Annotated in this window: 22 protein-coding genes; 2 read left to right on the forward strand and 20 right to left on the reverse strand. The window is 70.4% G+C overall.

Annotated elements, in window-relative coordinates; genetic code table 11:
• Nucleotides 1–47: 47 nt before the first annotated feature.
• Entirely contained in the window at nucleotides 48–1,109 is a 1,062-nt protein-coding gene (gene ruvB, locus EOINJALH_RS20485) for a Holliday junction branch migration DNA helicase RuvB (protein WP_088283465.1), read from the forward strand.
• Between the two features lie 21 nt (nucleotides 1,110–1,130).
• Here the strand turns inward: ruvB and EOINJALH_RS20490 are convergent, their stop codons facing one another.
• The 17 genes from EOINJALH_RS20490 to EOINJALH_RS20570 form a co-directional block, all read right to left on the reverse strand.
• Nucleotides 1,131–1,544 (reverse strand): type IV pilin protein, encoded by a 414-nt coding sequence (locus tag EOINJALH_RS20490; RefSeq protein WP_088283706.1) that lies wholly within the window; start codon nucleotides 1,542–1,544, stop codon nucleotides 1,131–1,133.
• Nucleotides 1,545–1,549: 5 nt separating this feature from the next.
• Nucleotides 1,550–1,963: a hypothetical protein gene (locus EOINJALH_RS20495; protein ID WP_144290108.1), complete on the reverse strand. Its 414-nt coding sequence runs from the start codon at nucleotides 1,961–1,963 to the stop codon at nucleotides 1,550–1,552.
• Nucleotides 1,960–5,166, reverse strand: a complete 3,207-nt coding sequence (locus EOINJALH_RS20500) for a pilus assembly protein (protein ID WP_158219833.1) — start codon at nucleotides 5,164–5,166, stop codon at nucleotides 1,960–1,962. Before EOINJALH_RS20500 ends, EOINJALH_RS20495 begins: the two co-directional genes overlap by 4 nt.
• Nucleotides 5,167–5,243: 77 nt before the next feature.
• Complete coding sequence (locus EOINJALH_RS20505; RefSeq protein ID WP_088283471.1) at nucleotides 5,244–5,846, reverse strand: PilX N-terminal domain-containing pilus assembly protein; 603 nt, start codon at nucleotides 5,844–5,846, stop codon at nucleotides 5,244–5,246.
• Complete coding sequence (locus EOINJALH_RS20510; protein WP_088283473.1) at nucleotides 5,846–6,883, reverse strand: PilW family protein; 1,038 nt, start codon at nucleotides 6,881–6,883, stop codon at nucleotides 5,846–5,848. Before EOINJALH_RS20510 ends, EOINJALH_RS20505 begins: the two co-directional genes overlap by 1 nt.
• Nucleotides 6,880–7,371, reverse strand: a complete 492-nt coding sequence (pilV, locus tag EOINJALH_RS20515) for a type IV pilus modification protein PilV (RefSeq protein ID WP_088283475.1) — start codon at nucleotides 7,369–7,371, stop codon at nucleotides 6,880–6,882. The genes EOINJALH_RS20510 and pilV overlap by 4 nt, the downstream gene beginning before the upstream one ends.
• Nucleotides 7,368–7,892, reverse strand: coding sequence for a GspH/FimT family pseudopilin (locus tag EOINJALH_RS20520; RefSeq protein ID WP_088283477.1), 525 nt, complete (start codon nucleotides 7,890–7,892; stop codon nucleotides 7,368–7,370). The genes pilV and EOINJALH_RS20520 overlap by 4 nt, the downstream gene beginning before the upstream one ends.
• Before the next feature lie 189 nt (nucleotides 7,893–8,081).
• Entirely contained in the window at nucleotides 8,082–8,723 is a 642-nt protein-coding gene (locus tag EOINJALH_RS20525) for a histidine phosphatase family protein (protein WP_088283479.1), read from the reverse strand.
• A complete protein-coding gene (locus tag EOINJALH_RS20530) occupies nucleotides 8,720–9,358 on the reverse strand; it encodes a YbhB/YbcL family Raf kinase inhibitor-like protein (protein WP_088283481.1) in 639 nt (212 codons plus the stop codon). Before EOINJALH_RS20530 ends, EOINJALH_RS20525 begins: the two co-directional genes overlap by 4 nt.
• Before the next feature lie 28 nt (nucleotides 9,359–9,386).
• A complete protein-coding gene (locus EOINJALH_RS20535; protein ID WP_088283483.1) occupies nucleotides 9,387–9,710 on the reverse strand; it encodes a DUF1840 domain-containing protein in 324 nt (107 codons plus the stop codon).
• Nucleotides 9,711–9,822: 112 nt separating this feature from the next.
• Nucleotides 9,823–11,916 (reverse strand): bifunctional diguanylate cyclase/phosphodiesterase, encoded by a 2,094-nt coding sequence (locus EOINJALH_RS20540; RefSeq protein WP_234413958.1) that lies wholly within the window; start codon nucleotides 11,914–11,916, stop codon nucleotides 9,823–9,825.
• On the reverse strand, nucleotides 11,913–13,214 hold the full coding sequence (locus EOINJALH_RS20545; protein ID WP_088283485.1) for an HD-GYP domain-containing protein: 1,302 nt from the start codon (nucleotides 13,212–13,214) through the stop codon (nucleotides 11,913–11,915). The genes EOINJALH_RS20540 and EOINJALH_RS20545 overlap by 4 nt, the downstream gene beginning before the upstream one ends.
• A 236-nt stretch (nucleotides 13,215–13,450) precedes the next feature.
• Entirely contained in the window at nucleotides 13,451–14,695 is a 1,245-nt protein-coding gene (locus EOINJALH_RS20550; protein ID WP_088283487.1) for an ROK family transcriptional regulator, read from the reverse strand.
• On the reverse strand, nucleotides 14,676–15,131 hold the full coding sequence (locus EOINJALH_RS20555) for an RbsD/FucU family protein (protein WP_088283489.1): 456 nt from the start codon (nucleotides 15,129–15,131) through the stop codon (nucleotides 14,676–14,678). The genes EOINJALH_RS20550 and EOINJALH_RS20555 overlap by 20 nt, the downstream gene beginning before the upstream one ends.
• A gap of 10 nt (nucleotides 15,132–15,141) precedes the next feature.
• Complete coding sequence (locus EOINJALH_RS20560; protein WP_088283710.1) at nucleotides 15,142–15,933, reverse strand: ATP-binding cassette domain-containing protein; 792 nt, start codon at nucleotides 15,931–15,933, stop codon at nucleotides 15,142–15,144.
• Nucleotides 15,934–15,946: 13 nt separating this feature from the next.
• Nucleotides 15,947–16,906, reverse strand: coding sequence for an ABC transporter permease (locus EOINJALH_RS20565; protein ID WP_088283491.1), 960 nt, complete (start codon nucleotides 16,904–16,906; stop codon nucleotides 15,947–15,949).
• A 144-nt stretch (nucleotides 16,907–17,050) separates the two neighbouring features.
• Complete coding sequence (locus EOINJALH_RS20570) at nucleotides 17,051–18,043, reverse strand: sugar ABC transporter substrate-binding protein (protein ID WP_088283493.1); 993 nt, start codon at nucleotides 18,041–18,043, stop codon at nucleotides 17,051–17,053.
• Between the two features lie 182 nt (nucleotides 18,044–18,225).
• Here EOINJALH_RS20570 and EOINJALH_RS20575 point away from each other — a divergent pair, with 182 nt between their 5' ends.
• Nucleotides 18,226–19,152, forward strand: coding sequence for a carbohydrate kinase (locus EOINJALH_RS20575; protein ID WP_088283495.1), 927 nt, complete (start codon nucleotides 18,226–18,228; stop codon nucleotides 19,150–19,152).
• 24 nt (nucleotides 19,153–19,176) lie between these two features.
• Here EOINJALH_RS20575 and EOINJALH_RS20580 read toward each other — a convergent pair whose 3' ends face one another.
• The 3 genes from EOINJALH_RS20580 to EOINJALH_RS20590 form a co-directional block, all read right to left on the reverse strand.
• On the reverse strand, nucleotides 19,177–19,773 hold the full coding sequence (locus tag EOINJALH_RS20580; protein WP_088283497.1) for a 2-hydroxychromene-2-carboxylate isomerase: 597 nt from the start codon (nucleotides 19,771–19,773) through the stop codon (nucleotides 19,177–19,179).
• Between the two features lie 13 nt (nucleotides 19,774–19,786).
• Nucleotides 19,787–20,530, reverse strand: coding sequence for an SDR family oxidoreductase (locus tag EOINJALH_RS20585; RefSeq protein WP_088283499.1), 744 nt, complete (start codon nucleotides 20,528–20,530; stop codon nucleotides 19,787–19,789).
• A 131-nt stretch (nucleotides 20,531–20,661) separates the two neighbouring features.
• A complete protein-coding gene (locus EOINJALH_RS20590; protein ID WP_088283501.1) occupies nucleotides 20,662–21,462 on the reverse strand; it encodes a carbon-nitrogen hydrolase family protein in 801 nt (266 codons plus the stop codon).
• Nucleotides 21,463–21,464: the final 2 nt, after the last annotated feature.

Raw genomic sequence — 21,464 nt, forward strand, 5'->3', positions numbered from 1 at the left:
CCGCCGGCGCCGCGCCGTCGGCCCCATGACGGTAGAGAATCGCTGCCATGGGCATCCAGACCGACGATTTCGAATCCGCCCCGCCGCTGCCGCGGGTGGTGGCACCCGCGCGCCAGTCGCCGCAGGAGGAAGCGCTCGAACGCGCGCTGCGGCCCAAGCTGCTGCGCGACTACATCGGCCAGGTGAAGGCGCGCGAACAGCTGGAGATCTTCATCGGCGCGGCCAGGATGCGCAGCGAGGCGATGGACCACGTGCTGCTGTTCGGCCCGCCGGGGCTGGGCAAGACCACGCTGTCGCACATCGTCGCGGCCGAACTGGGCGTGAACCTGCGGCAGACCTCGGGCCCGGTGCTCGAGAAGCCGAAGGACCTGGCCGCGATCCTGACCAACCTCGAGAAGAACGACGTGCTCTTCATCGACGAGATCCACCGCCTGAGCCCGGTGGTCGAGGAGATCCTGTACCCGGCGCTGGAGGACTACCAGATCGACATCATGATCGGCGAAGGCCCGGCCGCTCGCTCGATCAAGCTCGACCTGCAGCCCTTCACACTGGTGGGCGCCACCACCCGCGCGGGCATGCTGACCAACCCGCTGCGCGACCGCTTCGGCATCGTGGCGCGGCTGGAGTTCTACACCGCGGGCGAACTGGGCACCATCGTGCGCCGCTCGGCCGGCCTGCTGAACGTGCCGATCCACGACGAGGGCGCCTTCGAGATCGCCCGCCGCTCGCGCGGGACGCCGCGCATCGCCAACCGGCTGCTGCGCCGCGTGCGCGACTACGCCGATGTGAAGGGCACTGGTGTCATCACCCGCGAGATCGCCGACAAGGGCCTGGCCATGCTCGACGTCGACGCCGAAGGCTTCGACCTGATGGACCGCAAGCTGCTGGAGGCCGTGATCCACCGCTTCGACGGCGGGCCGGTAGGCCTGGACAACGTGGCCGCGGCCATCGGCGAGGAGCGCGACACGATCGAGGACGTGATCGAGCCCTTCCTCATCCAGCAGGGCTTCCTGCAGCGCACGCCGCGCGGCCGCATCGCCACGCTGGCGGCCTATCGGCACCTCGGGGTCACGCCCCCGGCCGCCTCGGGGGGCGAGGGGCTGTTCTAGCCACCGTCAGACCGCCACCCATCACCAGCAGACCGCGGCGCTCAACGTGGCGCCGCCACCGACCGCCTTGACACCCGCCTGGGTGTAGCTGTAGGTGCCGCAGGCGTCGCCCGCCTGGGCCCCCTTCGGCGTGGCGGTGATGGTGAACGCCGCAGCGCTTTGCGCCGTGATGGCCAGGTTGTAGTGGTCCTGCGACGAGGTCGCGGCATGGATGCCGGCCGCACCGAGCGTGGCCCCGACGTAGGTGCCCCGCTCGGTGTAGAAGCGCTCCATGCGCTGGGCCACATCGAGCAATGCCGATTTGCCGTCCGTGCGCCGGCCCTTGGCGACCTGCGCCACGTAGCTGGGGTAGGCCAGCGACACCAGGATGGCGAGGATGGCCACGCCGATCATCAACTCGATCAGCGTGAAGCCGCGGAGATGGCGAGCGCGCATGGTGGTCACCGGTCGATGTAGATGAGCACGATGCGGCGCGCGGCCTCGCCCGACCCCGCGTCCAGGGCATAGCGCACCTGCTGGCCCTTGCGCAGCGAGCCGGCGCCGCTCTGGCTGTGGCCGCCGGGCGCCACCACGCGCAGCCGCGTCGGGTGCAGCCCGATGGCCTTGCCGCGGATGGTCACCTGGCCGGGGCTCAGGTCGTCGATGCGGCCGCTCGACAGTTCGTTGGCCGGGGCCGGGGCCGCCGCCGTCGCCGGCGTCGCCACATCGGCGATCGTGTTGCGGCCCTGGTCGGCCGTGCCCGCGGGCCCACCGATGGCGATGGCCGATGCGGGGCCGGCCAGTGCCAGCCCGCAGGCCAGCACGGCCTGTGGCAAGGTCATGGGCAGGCAGTGGTGCGTGGCTCGCGTGTTCATCGAATCTGCTCCCAGGCTGCACGGCGCGAGGTCTGCTCGTTGCCCTTCTCGCGCACGCGGACGATGCTGCCGTCCGAGGTGTTGATCAACTTGTCGTCGAGGTTGCGCTTCTTGCTGCGCATGATGCTGGCCGCTGCCGGGATGGCACCGATCTTCACGCCAGCGGCATTGCGGCCGTTGAGGTAGTCGTCGACGGTGACCTCGTTGTCGCCGTTGGTGTCCAGCGCCGGGCTGCGGTTGCCGGTGATCACCTCGACGTCCATGATCCAGCCGTCGCCACCGTAGGAGCACTCTGCGGTGCTCGGGATCAGCGTCGAGACGATCAGCCGCCCGAAGCGCACCGTGGCCTCGGACACCACGCGCTCGCCGCTGGTCGGCAGGTCCATCTTCCAGCCCTTGCGGGTGGCGTAGTAATCGTCCACCGAGATGACGTTGTCGCCCACGATCACGCCATCGGGCGGCTTGCCGACGGCGTGCGTGGTCAGCCGGAAGCTCTTGCCGCTGGCCCCGACCGCCGTGCTGTCGATCAGCTGCGTCTGCAGATCGGCCATGGCCACGGTGGCACCCTTGTCCCACAGGCCGTAGATCGTCTGCGTGCCGGTCGTTGTGTTGTCGACGATGTCGATGTAGCGGCCCGTGCCGACGCTGACCAGGTAGCCGCCCTTCGGGTGCCTGGCCACGTCGGGCCGTGCGGTGATCTGTTGCCCGGCCACTGCCTTGAACAGCGGGGCGGACACGTCGGCCGCGGTGTGATGCACCTTCCAGGAACCCGGCGCCGCGCTCGACAGGTCGAAGCGCCAGACGTTGCCGTACAGGTCGCCTGCATAGACGATGTCGACGACGCCGTTGTCGGCGCTGGACACGGCCGCGATGCCAGACAGGCCGTTCGGCGAACCCGGCGCACCTGCATTGGTGTCGACGCGGGCCACGGTGCCGGTCTGCAGGTCCACCAGCATCAGCACGGCACGGCCGTTGGTGCTGTTGTAGCCATTGCCGAAGATGGCCCGCCACTTGCCGTCGCGGGTCTTGGCCAGCACCGGGCGGCTGAAGATGTGGCCCATGTCGCCATCGCTGCCATCGATCTCCCAGCGCACCACCTTGTCGGCCTTGGCCTCTGTGAAGTTGGCGCTGTCGCTCACGTCCAGCGCGAACACGCCCTTGGCGCCGGCGCTCATGCCGGTGACGAGCAGGGTGCGCCACGCGCCGCCGTAGTACACGTCGCCCACGGCCGGCGAGCCGTCGACCGTGTACTGGTGGCTGTAGGTGGGGGCCGTCAGGGCGCTGAGCTTGTTGCGCACGGCCCAGGGCACATAGGCGAAGACCTCGGATCCGTTGCTGGCCTTGAAGGCATGCATCATGCCGTCGTTGGCGCCCACGAAGATCATCGGCGTCTTGCTGGTCCGGCTGACAGCATAGGTGCTGTAGGCGCCCGATTCGATGGTGTCGCGATAGTCGCCGGTGGGGCCTCCCACGTACACGGGTGCCGAACTGATGATGTCGCCCAGCACCGTCGTCTTGCGGTTGCGGAACGTGGGCGCGGCGCAGGCGCCGCAATTGGCGACCTCGCGCGCCGTGTTGCCGCGCAGGTACTCGAGGCGGCTGGCACCGTAAGTGTCGACATTGCCCAGGCTGTCCTTGTTGAGCGCGGTGCTCATGCCGGTGTCGATCTCGGTCGCCGTCGGCTCGGCCGGCTTGGCCGGCCAGCGGAAGGCCACGCCACGGCTGCCCAGCGCGGCCGATGGCTTGTACGTCAACACCTGGCGGTCGGTGCTCCAGTGCTGGTCGTTCAGCACCTGGCCGGCGTCCCATTCGGGCACCGCGTCGGGCTCCCCGGATTCGCCGATCTTGAAGGACAGCAGTTGGCCCGACCAGTCGGTGCTGCTGAATCGCCCCTGGAAGACCCGCGAACCGGTGTTCCACGAACCGGAATTGAGCGACACCGCCGAGGCTGCCGCCGTCTTGGAGGTGATGTCCACGGCGATCTTCTGGAAGGCCGCTTTCAGCGCGTCCTCGTTGCTGGCGAGGTAGGCCGAGGTGGTCCCGCCCAGGCTGGCCATGCGGTCGAGCACGGCCACCGAACTCTGGTTGGCCACCGAGTCGCCCATGCCGATGACATAGGTCTGCACGTCGTAGTTCTTGGCGCCGAAGGCCACCGAGCGCAGGCCGGTGATGCGGTCGAAGACATCCGTGGCCGCGGCCGACCAGGCCCAGGTGTTCGTCGCCGCGGTGTAGGTGTTGGCCTGCTGGGCCAGCGTGTACATGGTGCCGTCGGTCTTGCCGGTCGGGTTGCCGTCGGTGGCCAGCAGCACGAAGTTGCGCTGGCAACTGCTGGTGATCGGCGATGGCTTGCCGCTGCCTGAGAAGGCGTTGGCAAAGTAGTCGCGTGCCGTGCCCACGGTGCCCGCCAAGGGGGTGAACACCGCGGCGTTCTTCAGCTCCGTGGTGGCGTTGTTGTTGGTCTCGACGGCCAGGAAAGCCATCAGGGCGTCGTAGTGCGCCGCCGAATCGTCGGCCACCGCGCGGTTGACGACCCCGGTGCCGGTGATGTCGCCGTAGTAGCCCCAGGCGCGCTTGATGAAGAACTCGCGCCGGTTCGGCGGCGTGGTCGGCAGGTAGCCGGCATCGGTGGGGGTGAAGGTCCAGGTGCCCTGGCCAGTGGCGAAGTTGCCGGCGTTCCAGTCGGTGCCCGCGCCACGGGTCTTGTAGATGTCGTACTTCGTGGTGCCGTTGACACCGATGCCGTACAGCTGCGGCCCGAAGTCGCCCGAGTACAGCACGTCGTTGATGGCGGGGTCGTCACCGGTCAGCGCGTAGGTGATGAAGTTGAATCCGTTTTTGTCGGGCTGTGGGTTGGCCACGCAGCGCCGGTTGCCGTTGTCCGGCGACACGCCGTCGACGCAGTTGTTGGTGTACACCACCTCGGCGTCCGACCCGAAGTAGTACGCATAGGTGGTGTACAGGCCTTTGTTCTTCAGGCCGAAGCTGGCCAGCCCCCAGCGGAAGGAGTCTCGGTACGAGGTGATCGTGCTGCGCAGCACCGAGCGAGCAATGTTGCCGCGCGTGGAAGCGTCACTGCCGGCGATCAGCTTGCCGGCCATGGTGCCGTCCATCGACTGCGAGTTGTCGTACAGCACCAGCACGTTGGGCTTCACCGTGGTGCCGAGGAACAGCGGCGACTGGGCAAAGGAGATGGTTTGCGGCATGGCCGCCGCCGGGCACAGCGCGAGCATGAGACCCGCGACCTGCAGACGCCGGCCGGACGCCGGTTGAGGACGATGTTTCATTGCTTGACGTAGACCGATTGCAGCATCACGACGGTGGAATCGCGCACCCCGGTCGCGCGCACTGTGATGCGGTAGGCGCGGGCCTTTTCGGTGGCGATGGTGGTGCAGCCCACGCACACGCTGTTGCCGACGGCAGCAGGCAGGCTGGGGAGCATCTCGACGAAATAGCGCGGCTGGCTGGCCAGCGGCTCGTTGCCGGGGCCCTTCAGGCTGGTGGCGCCGGTGACGCTGCCGTAGGCACGCGACTGCTCGGCCCAGTCCAGGTTGGTCCATCGGGGGGCCGAGGACGGGTTGCTGGCCGTCATCGACGGTGCCAGGCACAGGCCATTGCCGCAGGCGGCACTGAAGCCGGAGGTCAGCGAGAGGTTGGCCTCGATGTCGACCTCGGCGTCGCGCAGCGCCGCCTCGGCGGCCTGCAGGGCGACGTTGCGGTCGCGGGCATTGCCGGCCATGCGTTCCTGCACGATGCCGGTGCTGACGGCAGCCAGCGCCAGGAAGGCCAGCACGACGATCATCACCAGGATGGCGATCAGCGTGAAGCCCGAGCGTGGGCGCCGCGGCAAGGCCCGGCGCAGCGAGGGGAAGGGAGGATTGCGCATCACGGCACCGAGTTCCGCAGGGAGGCCGACAGCGACATCACCGTGCGCAGGCGGCGGTCGGTGGGCACCACCTGCACACCGTCGAAGAGATAGGGCTGCGGCGTGCTGGTCACCGATTCCTCGGCGCCGACGAGCAGCAGTTCGACACGGGCACTGACCACCAGACCCCAGTCGATCACGGCGTCCGCGGTGCGGAAGCCGTCGGCGGCGTAGTCGCCGTTGGTGTCGATGCCGTAGCTCACCGCCATGCGCTCCACGCCGGTGACCAGTTCGCTGAGGTTCACCGCGTTCTCGTAGCGCGGCGACACGAAGGACCAGAGCGACACCTGCCCGGGACGGCGCACGCTGGGCGCCAGGAAATAGACCGCCGTCTGCATGCGCCACAGCTGGGCGTCGTGCAGGAACACGCGGCCGAGGTCGCCGGTCGTCACGCCCGGGACCATGCCCGCCGCACCGGTCACGTGCTCGATGCTGCCCAGCAGTCCCGGCGTGGCATTGGTGGCCTGCAGCACGGCGCCGCCGCCGCAGTCGGCCACCAGCAGCAGATCGCCCTGCTTGAGATTGCCGGTCGCATTGACCGTCAGTGCCGAGGTCTTCTCGTCCATCTCATCCGTCAGAGACCAGCCGCTGCCGACCGGTCGGCGCAGGACGAGCACGTCGCCCGCACTGCTGGGGGCCAGCGCCGCGATCGGCGCGCTCAGCGCGGGCAGCCAGGCGCCCCCCGTGAAGTGCGAGCCCCACGTCGGCTGGGCGAAGTCGTACATCACGTCGCCGGGCGTGTTCAGCGTGTTGGTGAGCGGGGTAGTGCGCACCTCGCCCATGCAGCCGCGAAAGCCCGACATGCGCAGGTCATTGGCCAGGGTGTCCATCGCGAAGCGGCCGTTCTCCTGTAGTCGGGAGGTCGACTCCTGCGCGAGGAACGTGCCCTTGCTGCCCACGTAGATGGTGCTCATCACCGACACCAGGAACAGGCCGATGGCCATGCCGACCATCAGTTCGACCAGGGTCATGCCCCGGTGGAGGCGGGCGTGTGTCATGGCCGCACCGCCACGGAAAGGCGGGACTCCTCGCCCCGTTCCTTCCAGAACACCTTCACCGCGAAGGTGGTGCCGGCGCCGTCGCAGGCCGGCGCGGCCGTGGTGCCGTCGTCGGGTGTGGCGTCGAGGCAGACCGCGCCGTTGGCGCCGGGCAGTTCGTTGGCGATGGCGGTGTTCCAGAGCGAATAGTCCAGCTTGGCCATCTCGTCGGGCTGGCAGGCCACCGCGCCGCCGCATTCGGCCAGGGCCTCGGCGGCGATGAGGTTGTTGTACTTGCCGGTCGTGACGCCCGTGCGGTTGGCACGCATGCGGTCGGACATCTCGTAGGCCAGCAGCGCCGCCTTGCTGCGCCACATCGAACTGGTGTTGGACGACAGGCCGCGCAGTTGCAGCGCGGCGTAGGCCAGCGCGCACACCGACAGCAGCAGCACCGCCACCAGGGCTTCCATCAGGGCGACGCCACGTTGGGGGCGACGGTTCGTCTTCATGGTGCGCCTCCGCAATCGTCGCTGGCGCGCACGTCGGCCATGCCACTGGGCGTGACGCTGATCGTGTAGCCCGCCGTGCTGCCCGACGCGCGGCAGACCTTGTAGTCGAGCGTGGCGCCGCCGGCCAGGTAGCCCGTGGGCAGGAAGGACATCGGCGTGGTGCCGCCGAGGTGGACCCGGTCGCTCGGCGCATCGAAACGCCGCAGCAGCGTGTCGCCCGCACCGACGAGGCCATTGCCGTCGGCGTCGACATACAGTTCCCAACCGGCCGCGAATTCGTTGCCGGCATCCCCGTCGCCGATGGCCTGGACGATCACGGCCTGGCCGCGGCGCGCCGCCTCGGTGCGCGCCAGCGCCACCGAGGACGAGAACGTCGACTTCGTCGTCACGAGTTGGTTGTTGGCCGAGAACTCGCCCATCGACGGGCCCGCCATCGCGATCACGACCGCGAGCACGGACACCGTGACCATGAGCTCCACCAGCGTGAAGCCGCGTACTGCTGAACGGGAAATGGATCGCATGCCGAACCTCTCGAGATGTCGCCCTGCCAGCCCCGCTGGGGAATTCCCACGAGACAGGCACCCGGCAGACCGGGTCCATGGGGGGCGCTCTGAAGGATCTATCGGCCGCCCGGAAGGGCAACTTGAGGTTCGGGCCGGGTAACGGCCTGTGACGGAAGTGTCGGCTTGACAGAGCGCCCCGGCGGGCGGTCAACCGCCGGTGTCGTCGAGCTCGGTGGCGCCGAGGTGGCGGTCGTCGTTCCAGCCGACCAGCACGAAGCCCTCGCCGTTGTGCAGCAGTCGGTTCACCACCGCATTGCCCAGGCGCCAGGTGCGCGGCGCCTGCAGGTCGATGCCGGTGGCCGCGCGGTACAGCAGGTCGAGCACGCCGCCATGGGTGACGAGCGCGATGGCCGCGCCGGCATGGTCGCGGGCCAGCCGGTCGGCTGCGCCCACGCAACGGGCCTGGAAGGTCCGCAGGCTTTCGCCGCCGGGCGGGGCGAAATCGGGATCGCGCTGGCGCCAGCGTGCGGCCCACTCGGGCTGCTGGTCGTCGATCTCGCGGTAGGTCAGGCCTTCCATCCGGCCGTAGCAGCGCTCGCGCAGCCCGGTGTCGGTGGTCAGCGGCAGCCCCAGGCGCGTGGCCAGCACCTGCGCGGTCTCGGCGGCGCGGGCCAGGTCGCTGCTGACGACGCGCACCAGGCCTTCGTCGCGCAGCGCATCGGCCATGCGCCCGGCCTGTGCGCGGCCGACGGCGTTGAGCGGGATGTCGGTGTGGCCCTGCAGGCGCGTCTCGGCGTTCCAGGCCGTCTCGCCGTGGCGGATGGCCACCAGCCGGGTGAAGCCGCTCAAGCCACGGGCCCGCGCAGGCGGCGGTTCAGCGTGTAAGTGCCCGAATGCGTGGCCGAGTCGAGCACCCGGTCGGCCATCGCCTCGCGCACCTGCATGCCGGTGAACACGCCCTCGAGCGGCAGCCGCTCGACCGACAGCGCGAACAGCGCGAACACGTAGTGGTGCACCAGCGAATCGTTGAACGGGGGAAACGGCCCGTCGTAGCCGAAGTACTGCCCCGCGCGCTGCGCATCGCCGGCGAACCAGGCGGTGAAGTCGTTCAGGCCATGGCGCCCGCCGTGCACCGCGGCCGGCCCCGGCTTGCCGCCGGGGATGAAGCCTCGGCCGACTTCGCCCTCGGACAGGCCGGTCAACGTGGGCGGCAGGTCGACCAGCACCCAGTGGAAGAACTCCATGCGCGGCAGTGCGGCGGGCACCTCGCGGTCGGGCTGGTTGACGTCGTCGCCGCGGCTGGGCACGTCGAAGTCCTGGCACATCAGCACCAGCGATCGGGTGCCGGCGGGCAGACCGCGCCAGGACAGCGCGGGGCTCAGGTTGTCGGACCACTCCACGCTGCCGTCGGCGCGCAGGCGGCCGGCGGCATGGCGGTCGGGGATGGGCTCGCCGTTCGGCCAGCTGTCGCTCCACAGTCTCATCGGACGGCCTTCGGTGCGGGCGGGACGCTCACACGCCCCAGACGATGGGTTCGCCGTGGGCCTGCGCGCGGCGCATCATCTCCACCATCGGCCACAGCCGCTGCCGCAGCGAGATGCCCTGCGCCGCGGGCCGTTCGCCACCGGTCGCGAGGGCCTCGCGCTCGGCCTCGGCGCGGGCCGCTTCCTCGGCGTCGATGGCGGCCTGCAGCGCCACGATGGCCTCGGGCATCGCCGCGGGCTCGAAGATGCCCTTGGCGGCTGGCTCTCGGCCGAGCAGGCGCAGCATCGCATCGCCGTTCGGCCCGAGCATGATCAGGTCGCCGGCGGCCTTGCTCTTGAACTTGTAGATCATGGGGCGCCCCACAAGGGCCAGGAGGTGGACCAGGCCCTCATTCTGCCTTCGCCTGCGGGCCGCGCGAGGCCCCGGCGCGGCACGGGCGCGTGCGCGCGTCAGATGCTCGAGGCTAGGTGCTCGAGACCAGCGTCAGCCGCCGTCGCCCGGTCGGCGGCTGGCCGCGCACGCGCTCTTCGAAGCTCAGCGCGTCGAGCGCGGGCGCATAGAGGAAGCCCTGGAACTGGTCGCAGCCCGATTCCAGCAGGAAGGCGCGCTGCGGCTCGGTCTCGACGCCCTCGGCGATGACGCGCATGCCCAGCGCACGCGACATCTGGATGATGGCGCGCACGATGCCGGCGTCGCTGTCGTCGTTGGGGATGCCGCTGACGAAACTGCGGTCGATCTTGAGCCGCTGGATCGGGAAGCGCTTCAGGTAGGACAGGCTGGAATAGCCGGTGCCGAAGTCGTCGATGGCCATCTGCACGCCCAGCCGCGCCAGTTGCGACAGGCGGTCCAGCGCCTCGTCGGCGTCCTGCACCAGGATCGACTCGGTGAGCTCCAGTTCCAGCAGGCGGCCCGGCAGGCCGTGCTCGCGCAGCACGCCGGCCACACGCTCGATGAAGTCGGCCTGCTGGAACTGCAGCGCCGACACGTTCACCGACACCGGCATGGCCAACCCGCCCTCGCTCCAGGCGGCGGCCTGGCGCACGGCCTGGGCCATGACCCAGTCGCCGATGGCGATGATGAAGCCCGAGTCCTCGGCCACCGGGATGAACTCGCCCGGCGACACATCGCCCAGCTCCGGATCGCGCCACCGGATCAGCGCCTCGCAGCCGACCACCACGCCGGTGCGCAAGTCGATCTGCGGTTGGTATTGCAGGCGGAAGCGCTGGCTGGCCAGTGCCTGCCGCATCGCATGATCGAGTTGCATGCGGCGGCGCAGGTCATCGTCGTGGCGCGCCTGGTGGAAGCGGAAGCAGGCGCGGCCGCCGATCTTGGCGCGCTGCATGGCCGTCTCGGCGCGGCGCATCAACTGGTCGGCGTCGACGCCGTCGGACGGGAACAGCGCCACGCCCACGCTGCAGGTCAGCGTGAACTGCAGCCCGTCCACCGAACACGGGCGCGAGATCGCGGCCAGCACCCGGCGCGCGGCGGCCTCGGCGCCGCGGTGGTCGGCGTCGTGCACCAGCAGCGCGAACTGGTCGCCGCCGATGCGGGCCACCGAGTCGCCCTGGCGCAGGCAGGACCGCAGGCGGTCCGCCGCGTCCAGCAGCACCTGGTCGCCGGTCTCGTGGCCCAGGCTGTCGTTGATCTGCTTGAAGCGGTCGAGGTCGAGGATCAGCAGGGCCAGCGCGATGCCGTCCCGCTGGGCCTCGACGATCGAGCGCGCCAGGTGCTCGGTGGCCTGGCGGCGGTTGTGCAGGCCGGTCAGCGCGTCGGTGGTGGACAGCGCCTCGATGCGGCGCCCGGCGGCCACCAGGTCGGTCTGGTCACGGAAGGCCCACACCCGTCCGCAGGGGCGGCCCTGGATGCTCTGCGGCTGCGTCACGCGCTCGAGCACCCGGCCCGAGTGCAGCACAAGGCGCTCGCTGGCCTGCATCAGCGTGGTGTCCTGGATCAGCCCGAGGCGGCGCTGGTAGTCGTCGGGTTCGGCCACGCTGCGCCGCATCCAGTCGAACACGGCCTCGTCCTGGTGCTGCAGCAGCAGGGCCTCGGGCATGCCCCAGATCTGCGCGAAGCGGCGGTTGAAGCCGCGGATGCGACCGGCCAGGTCGGTGACGAGGATGCCGTCGGCGGTGGACTCGAGCGTGGCCTGCAGCTCGGCCGTCAGGGCCTCGCTGGCCTGCTGCTGGCGGCAGGCTTCCGTGCGGTCGTCCACCGTGACCAGCAGGTGCAGCGGCTGGCCGTCCATGCTCAGGCGGGCCACGCGCCGCGTCACCGGCACCAGGCGCCCGGTGGCATCGACCAGCACGGTGTCGGAGTTCAGCGGGTCGGGGTGGCCGGCCCCCACCTCGTCCCAGTAGGCCAGGTCTTCCGGCGTGCCGATCAAGGTCTCGGCAGCCGCGCCGGCCAGGCGCTCGACCGGCTGCCCCAGCAGGTCCGCGGCCGCCGCGTTGGCACCGACCACGCGGCGCGTGCCGGCATCGACGATCCACGCCGCCGAAGCCACTGCCTCGAGCAGCGCGCACCAGGCGCCCATCGGGTTCGAGGACACGGTGGTCACGCCGCCATTTCCGCCCGCGCTTCGCCGACGGTGGCCAGCGAGGGCTCGAAGAAGTACACGACCCGCGGTCGGGGAGCCAGGTAGCTGTGCGCCGCCGGCGGCAGCTGCGTCGCCTTCAGGCTGCGGCGCACGCCGATGTCCGAGGCTTCCTCCAGGTTCAGCAGCAGGGCCTGCTCGACGGGCACCTTGGGGTCGCAGACCAGCACGCGGGGCTTGAGCGGCCGGGACGAGTTGACGCTCACCACGGTGGCGTAGCGGTCGTCGGTGAGCTGCACCAGCGAGCCCGGCGGGTACACGCCCATCATGCGGATGAAGGCGTTGAGCATGCTCGCGTCGAACTTGCTCTTGGCCTGCGCGAAGATCAACGACAGGGCTTCGTGCGGTGTCAACGCCAGCGCGGGCGACAGGGGGTTGCACAGGTTGTCGTAACGGTTGACCAGCGACACGATGCGCGCCGAGGCGGCCATGCGGTCGATGTTCAGCCGCTGCGGAAAGCCGCTGCCATCGGTCATCTCGTGGTGCTGCGCCAGCACGACCAGCGCACCCCGCGACAGGCCCATGCGCTTGCCGTGCATCACGCCGTGGGCCACGTGCTCGCGGTACAGGGTGTGCTCGGCCTGCGTGAAGTGGGTGTCGACATGGCGCACGCGGTCGGGCAGTTCCAGCTTGCCCACGTCGTGCAACAGCGCGCCCACGCCCATGTCCAGCATCTCGTCGGGCCCGAGCCCGAAGACCCGGCCCATCAGCAGCGAGATCACCGTCACGTTGAGCGCGTGCGCACCGGCGCGGTCGCCCAGGCCTTCGGAGAGCACGCGGATGCACATCTCGCCATCGACCAGCATCTTGTCGAGCAGTGCACGGGTCAGGCCCTCGACGGTGTGGCGGGCCTGGTCCGGCGAGGCGTGGACCAGTTCGGTGGCCTCCTTCCAGGCACGGCCGGCCTCGGCGTACTGGCGATCGCAGGTGGCATCGGCTGCCCGTTGCGCCGCGAGCGCGTGGCGCTGTAGATGGATGGCGGCGGCGCCGTCGGCGGCACCGGCGTCGGCGCCCGCGTCGGCCTGCGCCGCCGGCGCAGCGCTCGCGCCGGCAGGATCGACCGCTGGCGCGTCGGCGTCATCCAGGTGGCTCTTCTCCGGGCTCCAACGCAGTTGCTTGAGGCCCAGCGCCCGCAAGGTGGCGATCTGGTCCGGTGACGCGATCTGGAAGCTCGACAGAGCGAAGGGATGCGCCCACCAGCCCAGATCCAGGTGGATGAACATGCCCACACGCAACTGCTCGATTTCGATGGTCGCCGACATGCCTCAGATCCCAATGACGTGGCGCGAACCGACCATGGCCCGCATGTCCGTGGAATTCGGCATGCACGCTGCCGAACTTGAACGGCCAGGGCGACATCGGGCCAAAGCGCCTTCGGCTCGGCCGCAGGCGTGCGATTGCTCACGGTCGACTCGGGCGGCCCGAGGGGCGACGGGCCGGGCTGGCCGGTTGGAGCGCCGCGCTGTCGACGACGGGCGGGCGGGCGCCGGCCGCGCCGCTACTCGACGGCGATCTTCAGGAACAGGTCGCGGTCGGGTGCGAAGTTGGCGTACAGCGGCATCAGCGCGCCACCCAGCGCGCGCGCGTCGGAGCCGATGGTGCCGGCCAGCACCGGCGGCCGCGTCACGCCTTCCCAGTTGTAACGCGCCAGCGCGGGCGCCAGCTGGTGCAGCAGCGCGGCCAGCAGTTCGCGGCTGAAGTTGCCGTCGACGATGACGCCGTCCAGGTCGAGCAGGCAGGCCGCGCTGTTGACCGACAGCGCGATGGCGGCACAGGCCTCGTCCAGCCAGGCCGAGGTGTGGCCGAGCCACGGCGCCTGCAGCGCACGGGCGTCGCCCACCGCGCTGGCGTCGAGGCCGGCGGCCACGTAGCGCCGCTCCAGCGCCAGCAGCGAGGCCACGCTGAGCAGTTGCGCCGGCGGCACGCCGTTGCGCGCCACGTGCAACGGCACCGAGCCCACGGCGCCGGCATTGCCGTGGACGCCGGCGCGCAGGTGGCTGTCGATGACCAGGCCGCCGCCGATGAAGGTGTCGACGAACAGGTACAGGAAGGTGCCCATGCTGCGGCCGCGGCCCGACACCAGTTCGGCCACGCAGGCGGCGGCGGTGTCCTTCAGCAGCTGCACCGGCATGCCCGCCAGCGCCGCCACCTCGGCGCGCAGGTCGGTGCCGTCCCAGGCCTCGGCCACTGCCGGCGGCATGCCCAGCAGATCGCGCCAGCCGCCCAAAGACAGCGGCGCGGCGATGCCGATGCCCTGCACGCGCTCGTGCCGATCCGGGCCCAGCCGCCGCCGGATGTCGTCGAGCCGCTGGCCGATCTCGGCCAGCACGGCGCCGGGCTCGGGGAAGGTGTAGTCGCTGCTCCAGCGGTCGCGCACCGCACCGGTGAAGTCGATCAGCAGCACGTCCATGCTGCGGCGCCCCACCTTGATGCCGATGGCATAGGCGCCATCCGGCGCCAGCGCCAGCGGCACCGAGGGCTGGCCGACCTTGCCGCGCTGCGGGGCCTGCTTCAGCAGCAGGCCCTCCTCGAGCAGGCGCTTGGTGATCATCGACACCGTCTGCGCGGTGAGGTGCGTCACCCGTGCGATCTCGGCGCCGGGCAGCGCGCCCTGCAGGCGGATGGCCTGCAGCACCACGCGCTCGTTGTACTGGCGCAGCCCGCCCTGGCTGGAGCCGCGCGGCCTCAGCTGCGGCGAGTCGGGCGCGCCGCCCGCCAAGACCTCACTCGACGAGGGCTTCACCGATGACACCCTTCTTCAGGATGAAGTTGGCGTAAGGCTGCATTTCGCCGGTGAGCACGATGGCGCGCGCGGACTGCACCCGTTCGTAGAAGGCGAAGCGCTCCACCGCCTCGCACTGCGCGGCGGTGGCGCAGCCGCGCGATTCGAGCGCGCCGATCACCGCGCGCTGCAGCGCGCTGCGCCAGCCCTCGGGCTTGCCGCTGACGTGCATGTAGGCCACCGGCTGCGCCACGCCGTCGTCCAGCGGCAGCAGCGAGGTCAACGCCACCACGGCGCGCTCGACGCCCGCGCCGGCCAGCGACAGCACCGGCTTGCCGGCCGCCAGGCTGTGGGCGGTGAAGTTGGCGTCGGCGACGACGATCTCGTCGCCGTGGCCCATCTCGGCCAGCACCTTCAGCAGCTCGGGCGTGAGCAGGGGGTCGATGCCCTTGAGCATGGTGGGGTCCTCAGAGCGCCAGGCACTCGGCCGGGATCTGTTCGGGGGGCATGGCGCCGGTCATCACCGCCACGGTGTCGCTCATGCTGATCTTCTTCGGGTTCAGCACCGCCGCGCGCCGGCCCAGGCGGGCGACGTGGATGCGGTCGGCGATCTCGAAGACATGCGGCATGTTGTGGCTGATGAGGATGACCGGCAGGCCCTTGTCGCGCACGCGCCGGATCAGCTCGAGCACCATGTTGCCCTCTTTCACGCCCAGCGCGGCGGTCGGCTCGTCCAGGATCACCACATGTTCCGCAAAAGCCGCGGCGCGTGCCACCGCCACGCACTGGCGCTGGCCGCCCGACAGCGTCTCGACCGCCTGGGTCATTGAGCGAATGCCCACCTTCAGGTCGTTCATGCGGGCGATGCTGATCTCGAGCATCTTCTTCTTGTCCAGCATGCGCAGCACGTTGCCGAGGAAGCCCTCGCGGCGCAATTCGCGGCCGAGGAACAGGTTCTCGGCGATCGTCATCGCCGGGGCCACCGCGAGGTCCTGGTAGACCGTCTCGATGCCGACGCGGCGCGCGTCCATCGGGCTGCGGAAGTGGATGGGCTTGCCGTCGAGCCTGATCTCGCCCTCGTCGGGGATGGTGGCGCCGGACAGCGCCTTGATCAGCGACGACTTGCCGGCGCCGTTGTCGCCGATCACCGCCAGGATCTCGCCGGCGCGCAGCTCGAAGTCGGCGCCGTCCAGCGCCGTCACTTGGCCGTAGCGCTTCACCAGGCCCTTGGCCTGCATCACGATGGGTTGGGTTGCCATGCTCATGACTCCTTCAGCGCGCGCCCTTGCGGGACATCTGGTCGACCGTCACCGCCAGGATGACGAGGATGCCGGTGACCAGCACCTGGTACACCGACGACACCCCCATCAGCGTGAGGCCGTTGCGCAGCACGCCCACCACCACGGCACCGGCCAGCGACCCGAGGATCACCCCGCGGCCGCCGAACAGGCTGGTGCCGCCCAGCACCACCGCGGTGATCGCGTCCAGCGCCTCGGTCTGCCCGGCGTTGGGGTCGCCCACGCCGGTGCGGGCCACGCTCAGCAGTGAGGCCACGCCGTAGAACACGCCGGCCAGCACGTACACGCCCAGCATCACCCGCTCGGTGGGGATGCCTACCAGCCGCGTGGCCTCCGGGTTGTTGCCGACCGCGTAGACGTGGCGACCGGCCGAGGTCTCGCGCAGCCAGAACCACATGCCCAGGTACAGCACGATCATCAGCACGGTGCCGTAGCCCATCGACGCGCCGCCGAGCGGGAAGGTGTTGCCCAGCCAGGTCATCGACGGCGGCACGTCGGTGATCGTCTGCGCGTTGGAATAGAGCTGGGTGATGGCGAACGCGATGTTGAAGGTGCCCAGCGTGACGATGAAGGGCGGCAGCCTGATGCGCGTGACCAGCAGCCCGTTGAGCAGCCCGAACAGCGCGGTCACTCCGATGCCGCACAGGATGGCCAGCGGCGCCGGCATGCCCAGGTCGGCCGCGAACTTGGTCATCACGATGCTGCCCAGGGCCATCACCATGCCGCAGGACAGGTCGATGCCGGCCGTGAGGATGATCAGCGTCTGGCCGATCGCGATCACGCCCACCACCATCACCTGCTGCAGGATCAGCGACAGGTTCTCTGCGCTGAAGAAGCGGTCGGTGGTGAACGCGAAGAAGACGCAGGCGATCAGCAGGGCGATGAAGGGCCCGAGCTGGCCGATCGGCGGCAGTTTCTCTATCAGGGTGCTCATGGCGGTGTCCCTTCGGTGTCCGCGGGCGGATGCGCGCGGGTGGGTGTCGATGCGGCGGCGCGGCCCCGGGGGCGCATCCCCGGCAGCGCCAGCGCCGCGCCGGTGGGCAGGCTCAGCGCCCGACCGGGCGCGTCAGCGAAGGCCTCACTTGCCGCCCCAGCACAGTTCGGTGCCGGTCTTGACGTCCTTGCTGTCGACGCCGGGCACCACCTTGGCGGCGATCAGGGTGACGCCGGTGTCGGTGTAGCCGCTCACCTTCTTGCCGCTCTTGGCGTACTCGATGCCGGCCTCCACACCCATCGACGCCATCTTCAGCGGGTACTGCTGGCTGGTGGCGGCGATGACGCCGGTGCCCACGTCCTTGATGCCCTGGCAGCCGCCGTCGACCGACACGATGATCACGTTCTTGTCCTTGCCGGCCTTCTTCAGGGCGTTGTAGGCACCGGCCGCGGCGGGCTCGTTGATGGTGTACACGACGGTCACGTCGGGCGCCTTCTGCAGGCAGTTCTCCATCGCGGTCTGGCCCTTGGCGCGGTCACCGAAGCTGTCGGCCATGCACACGACGCTGGCGTCGGTGCCGAGTTCGTTGCTCTTGGCGTCCGGCGCGTTGGCGATGCCGAAGCCCTTCAGGAAGCCGTTGTGGCGCTGCGCGCCCACCGGGTGGCCGGGGAACAGGTCGAGCGTGACGATCTTGGCCGGCTTGCCGCCGAGCGCCGCCTTGGCGTACTGGCCGATCAGCACGCCGGCCTTGTAGTTGTCGGTGGCGAACAGCGCGTCGGTGCCGTCGACCGGGTCGGTGGGGCTGTCGAGCGCGATCACCATCACGCCCTTGTCGCGCGCCTTCTTGATGGCCGGGAGGATGGCCTTGGAGTCACTCGGCGTGATCAGGATGGTCTTGGCACCGGCGGCGATCATGTTCTCCATCGCGGTCACCTGGCCGGCGTTGTCGCCGTCGGTCTTGCCGGCACCGGACAGCAGCTTCGCGCCCTTGGCCTTGGCCGCGGCGGCGGCGCCTTCCTTCATCTTCACGAAGAAGGGGTTGGTCTCGGTCTTGGTGATCAGGCCGATGACGGGCTCGGCGGCAAGGGTGGCGCCAGCGGCCAGGGCCAGGACGGTGGCGATGAAGGGGGTGCGCATGGGATGTCTCCTGAAGGGTCCGTGAGGTCGGTGGGTCGTGAAGTGGCGTCGTGAATTGGCGTCTTGGTGGCGCCATCGGGAAGCAGGCCGTTGGGGATTCAACGGATGGTGCAATTCTGTCGGCCATGCTTTAATAAATCAAGTTGATTGATTAATGGAAAACCCTCAACAGGAGCAGAATCATGTTCATCGTCTGTGGTGAAGCCTTGTTCGACGTGTTCGAAGCCGGCCAGACGCCCTCGGGCCTGGCCTTCGATGGCCGCATCGGCGGCTCGCCCTTCAACGTGGCGCTGGGGCTGGCCCGGCTGCAGCAGCCGGTGGGCTTCCTCGGCGGCATCTCCACCGGCTTTGCCGGCGAGCGGCTGATGCGCGCACTGGCCGATGAAGGCATAGCCACCGGCTGCGTCGCCCGCACCGACGCCCCCACCACGCTGAGCCTGGTGGGCGTGGACGCCCGCGGCGTGCCCAGCTATGCCTTCTACGGCCATGGCGCCGCCGACCGGCAGTTGCTGCCGGCGCACCTGGCAGCCGTGCCGGCGCGGGCCCGCGCCTTCCACTTCGGCTCGTACGCGATGGTGGTGGAGCCGGTCGGGTCGACGCAGCGGGCGCTGGTCGAGCGCGAGCACGCGCGCAGCGTGATCGCCTACGACCCCAACATCCGCGTCAACGTCGAGCCCGACCTCGACCGCTGGCGCGAGACGCTGCGCTGGATGCTGCCGCGCACCCACCTGCTGAAAGTCAGCGACGAAGACCTGGGACTGCTGTACCCGGGCCGGTCGATCGAGCACTTCGCGGCCGAGGCGCTGGCCGCCGGCACGCCCTGGGTGGTGGTGACGCGCGGCGGCGAGGGCGCGGTGGGCGTCACCGCCCGCGACACGGTGCGCATGCCGCCGCAGCCGGTCGAGGTGGTCGACACGGTGGGCGCCGGCGACACCTTCCAGGCGGCACTGCTGACCTGGCTGGCCGAGACCGGCCGCCTGACCCCGCAGGCCATCGCGGCGCTGGACGCCGCGGCGCAGACCCAGGCGCTGGGCTTTGCCGCCCGCGCCGCCGCCCTCACCTGCGGCCGGCGCGGTGCCGACCTGCCGCGGCGCGCCGAACTGGGCTGACGCCGCGGCCCGGCCGCACCGGCGTCAGGCCGCCTGCAGTGCCTCGCGCACGAAGTCGAGCCGGTCCTGGCCGAAGAACATGGCCTCGCCGACGAAGCAGGTCGGCGCGCCGAACACGCCGCGCGCCACCGCCTCGTCGGTGGTGGCCGCCAGCCGGGCCTTGACGGCTGGGTCGGCCACCATCGCGATGAACGGGCCCACCTCGAAGCCCGTGGCCTCGAGCACATGGGCCAGCACCGTCGGGTCGCCGAGGTTCAGGCCCTGCACCCACAGCGCATCGAACACCGCCTTCAGATAGCGCTCGAACTCGTCGGGCCGCTGCAACTGCAGGCCCGCCGCGCCGCGCATCAGCGCCAGCGTGTTGATCGGGAAGTGCGGGTTGAACCGGAACGGCACGCCATACCGTCGCGCCCAGCGGGCGATGTCGTCGCCCATCCAGCGCCCCTTGGCGGGCACGCTCACCGGGCTGGCGTTGCCGGTGGCCTTGAACACGCCGCCCAGCAGCATCGGCCGGTAGACGAGTTGCGCGCCGCACTCGGCGGCGATGCGCGGCAGCTGGGTCCAGGCCAGGTAGGCCGTGGGGCTGCCCACGTCGAAAAAGAACTCCACCGTCCGATCCATCGCGTCTCCTCCCTCACCAGGGTTCCATCCATGGCCGCAGGTCCATCTCGTGCGTCCAGGCGCTGCGGGGCTGCTGGTGCAGTTGCCAGTAGCTCTCTGCGATCGCGTCGGGATCGAGGATGCCTGCCCTGTCCTTCAGTGCATAGCGTTCGGGAAAGTTCTCGGCGATGAAGGCCGTGTCGATGGCCCCGTCGATGACCACATGCGCCACGTGCAGGCCCTTGGGCCCCAACTCGCGCGCCATGCTCTGGGCCAGCGCGCGAAGCGCATGCTTCGACCCCGCAAAGGCAGCGAAGCCCGCCCCGCCGCGCAGGCTGGACGTGGCACCGGTGAACAGGATCGTGCCCCGGCCCCGCGGCAGCATCGCCCGCGCCGCCTCTCGGCCGGTGAGGAAGCCGGCCAGCGCGCCCATCTCCCAGACCTTGCGGTACACCCGCTCGGTCATCTCGGTGATCGGGAAGCGCACGTTGGCGCCGATGTTGAACACCACCACCTCGAGCGGCGCGATGTCGCCTTCGATGCGTGCGAACAGATCCACCACCGCGGATTCGTCGCGCGCATCGCAGGCGCAGGCATGGGCCACGCCGCCCTCGGCCCGGATGCGGTCGACCAGCGGCGCCAGCTTGTCGGCGGTGCGCCGTGTCACGCAGGTGGCGAAGCCTTCGCGGGCGAAGCGCCGGGCGATGGCGCCGCCCGTGGCGTCGCCGGCACCGACGACGAGCACGGCCTTGTCGGGACGGGGGGCAGTGGTGGACATGGGGCCGGAGTCTCGCGGGGGGAAAGTCCGGCGAGGTTAATCCGGCTCAAACGTGGGCGCTGTCACGTGCGGCAATGCCGCAGCAGCCACCTCGGACCTGCCCAGGGTGCGCGCGAGGGCCGCGCCAGGGTTCAGAGCCGCCGATGTGCCAGCGCAGGCAACTGCCGCCGCACCTGGGCAAGGCGCTCGCGGTCGAGTTCGCCGGCCACCAGGCCTTCGCCCTCGTCGCGGCAGGCCAGCACCTTGCCCCAGGGGTCGACCAGCAGGCTGTGGCCCCAGGTGCGTCGGCCGTTCTCGTGCAGGCCGCCCTGGGCTGGCGCCAGGATGTAGCACTGGTTTTCGACGGCGCGGGCGCGCAGCAGCAGTTCCCAGTGGGCCTGGCCCGTGGTGTGGGTGAAGGCCGAGGGCACGACGATCAGGTCGCAGGGCGGCACCATCAGCGCGCGGTACAGCTCGGGAAAGCGCAGGTCGTAGCACACCGACAGGCCCACCCGCAGGCCCTCGGCATCGAAGGCCACCGGCGTGTCGCCGGCCTGCAGCGTGCGGCCCTCGTCGTAGCGCTCGCCGCCATTGTCGAAGGCGAACAGGTGGATCTTGTCGTAGCGCGCGGCCCGCGAGCCATCGGGCGCGTAGACACAGCAGCTGTTGCGCACCTGCTCGGCGTGGTCGGTGCGCATCGGCAGTGTGCCGCCGACCACCCACAGGCCATGGCGCCGCGCGGCATCCGACAGGAAGGCCTGGATGGGCCCGTCGCCATCGGCCTCGGCCACGGCCAGCTTGTCGCGGTCGCTGCGCCCCAGCAGGCAGAAGTACTCGGGCAGCGCCACCAGCCGGACGCCGGCCGCCGCCGCCTCGGCGATGCCGCGCTCGGCCGCCTCGAGGTTGCGGTCGACATCGGGGGTGGACACCATCTGCAGCGCGGCGATCTTCATCG

It is taken from the genome of Ideonella sp. A 288, assembly GCF_002198735.1.
Lineage (GTDB): Bacteria > Pseudomonadota > Gammaproteobacteria > Burkholderiales > Burkholderiaceae_C > Pseudaquabacterium.